4 protein-coding genes are annotated in these 1985 nt (G+C 56.7%); 3 read left to right on the forward strand and 1 reads right to left on the reverse strand.

Features of this window, described 5'->3' with window-relative positions; genetic code table 11:
• The 3 genes from QN347_RS19125 to QN347_RS19135 form a co-directional block, all read left to right on the forward strand.
• Positions 1-422: DNA-binding protein (locus QN347_RS19125; protein ID WP_323494323.1), on the forward strand; the 422-nt coding region annotated here is incomplete at its 5' end.
• A gap of 326 nt (positions 423-748) precedes the next feature.
• Complete coding sequence (locus QN347_RS19130) at positions 749-1027, forward strand: type II toxin-antitoxin system RelE/ParE family toxin (protein ID WP_323494324.1); 279 nt, start codon at positions 749-751, stop codon at positions 1025-1027.
• A 4-nt stretch (positions 1028-1031) separates the two neighbouring features.
• Positions 1032-1322, forward strand: a complete 291-nt coding sequence (locus QN347_RS19135; RefSeq protein ID WP_323494325.1) for a HigA family addiction module antitoxin — start codon at positions 1032-1034, stop codon at positions 1320-1322.
• A gap of 120 nt (positions 1323-1442) precedes the next feature.
• Here the strand turns inward: QN347_RS19135 and QN347_RS19140 are convergent.
• On the reverse strand, positions 1443-1985 hold a 543-nt coding region (locus QN347_RS19140; protein WP_323494326.1), incomplete at its 5' end, for a hypothetical protein.

Consider the following 1985-nt stretch of genomic DNA (forward strand, 5'->3'; position numbering starts at 1 on the left):
CGATGACAAAGGGTGCCGAGCTGGCTGGTGTCAGCAAGGGAACGGTATCGAAAGCTCTGAAATCGGGCCGTCTTAGCTATGCCGAAAAAACCGATAATGGCTACCTGATCGAAACATCTGAACTGTTTCGAGTGTTCCCCCCAAAACAGCCGGAAACGGTTGAAGTGGTTCGGTCCGATACCCCTTTAGGAAATAGGGAAACCCTAATGGAAACAGGGGGGTTGCTCAGAGAAGTTGAACTGTTGCGTGAACAGCTTCGTGATCGTGATGGTGTGGTCGATGACCTACGGCAGCGGCTCGATAAATCCGAGGATGAGCGCCGTGAGGCACAGGCCCGGGTAATTGGGTTGCTGGCAGGACCTGGCCCTACGGAATCCAAGCGCGGGTTCTTCGGTCGGCTATTTGGCCGTCCCGACGAGTGAGATCGCAAAAGGGGTCCCTTTTGGACGCCGATTGATAGCCGTGCAGCAACCACCGCGACCTAAAATTTAGAAGGCCCGATGCGATGACCGAAGAGGAGCGACGACTGCTCGGTGCGCTTGCTTGGATGTGCGAGCAGTATCTCAGCGGGGGCACGGACACGTTGGATCACTTATGCATGGGTGCCGGAGAAGAGGCCGTCGAGCTGCTCGCCAAGTATGGGTTAGTGGAGCCGTCAGGGCGAGGTGGCACCTGGACGCCGGCAGGCAAAGCACTGTTAGCGTCGACTTGATATTGTATCGCGTATCGATACGCGATACACAGAGCCGTGATAATTGGATTTCGCCACAAGGGTCTCGAAGCCTTCTACACCACCGGCACGACGCGAGGCGTTCAGGCTGCCCATGTGAAGAAACTCCGAAACATCCTAGGCTTGTTGGATGTCGCAGCAGGGTCGGCCGACATGAACATACCATCCTTCAAGCTCCACCCGCTTAAGGGCGATCTGAAGGGTCACTGGTCGGTTTGGGTCAACGGCAACTGGCGCGTCACCTTCCGCTTCGTAGGGGCAGATGCCGAGCTGGTTGATTATCAGGACTATCATTGAGGCCATGACGATGATGCATAATCCCCCCCACCCCGGCGAACTGCTCCGTGAAGAAGTAGTCGCGGCATTGAGCTTGTCAGTTACCGAGGCTGCCAACCGGCTCGCTATGTCGCGGGTAGCTCTGTCGCGTGTGTTGAACGGCAAAGCAGGCATCAGCCCTGATCTGGCGTTGCGGCTCGAACAGGCTGGGGTAAGCAGCGCACGAGCATGGTTGGCTATGCAGGCGAACCATGACCTTTGGTGCGCGCGCCAGCATGTACAGCCCCCTGTACGCTTGTTGCAGGATGCCGCCTGATAACAGGCTCATTGCGGTTGAGAGCGACAAGTTCGTTATCGCCCAATCCGCCATTCCTGATGCAAAAATCAAAAGTTTTGCATCAACCCGGAGGAAGTGGAGGGAGTCCCTTGTAGCAATCTACCGGCGATATTTCGCCGCAGCGGAAGGCTTCACCTTAAAGCCGTCAGGTGTTCGAACGAGATCATTGGGTAGAGGAATGGCCCCCGTCGGCATGATCGGAAGGGGTAGTGCATCAGGCCAGCGCCGCCTAACATGCCGCCATAGGTCGGCTTTAAATGCTGAGAAGGTTTGTTGATCGCTACCTTTCTCAAATGAGAGCCAGACACGGCCGACGTGCCCGATTCCATCCATCGCCGAGGCGACAACTTCGTCATCATTCTTGCCACGCCAGACCGTGGCATTGACCGTTATCGGTGATACCGAATTCGACTGCTGAATTTCCTCAGGGGTGGCTGCGTCCACATGGAACCCGTGGGCTGCTGCACTTTCGCGCAGCATCAGGATGAAGTCATCGCGATCATGTTTCGTTGGAAGCGGCACATCCACAGCAGCGGCTGCGGGAGTGTTCTCAGACTGCCGCGCCGCTCCACACGCACCTAGCGGTAGCAGTAGCCCAGCAATCAGTGCGCTCGCGGTTTTCATCGACGTAACATGCAACGT

It is taken from the genome of Sphingomonas sp. 10B4 (assembly GCF_035019905.1).
Lineage (GTDB): Bacteria > Pseudomonadota > Alphaproteobacteria > Sphingomonadales > Sphingomonadaceae > Sphingomonas > Sphingomonas glacialis.

Excerpts from the sequence above, each read along its gene's own strand:
- QN347_RS19135 (WP_323494325.1), top strand. The coding sequence starts at position 1,032 with ATGACGATGATGCATAATCCCCCCCACCCCGGCGAACTGCTCCGTGAA.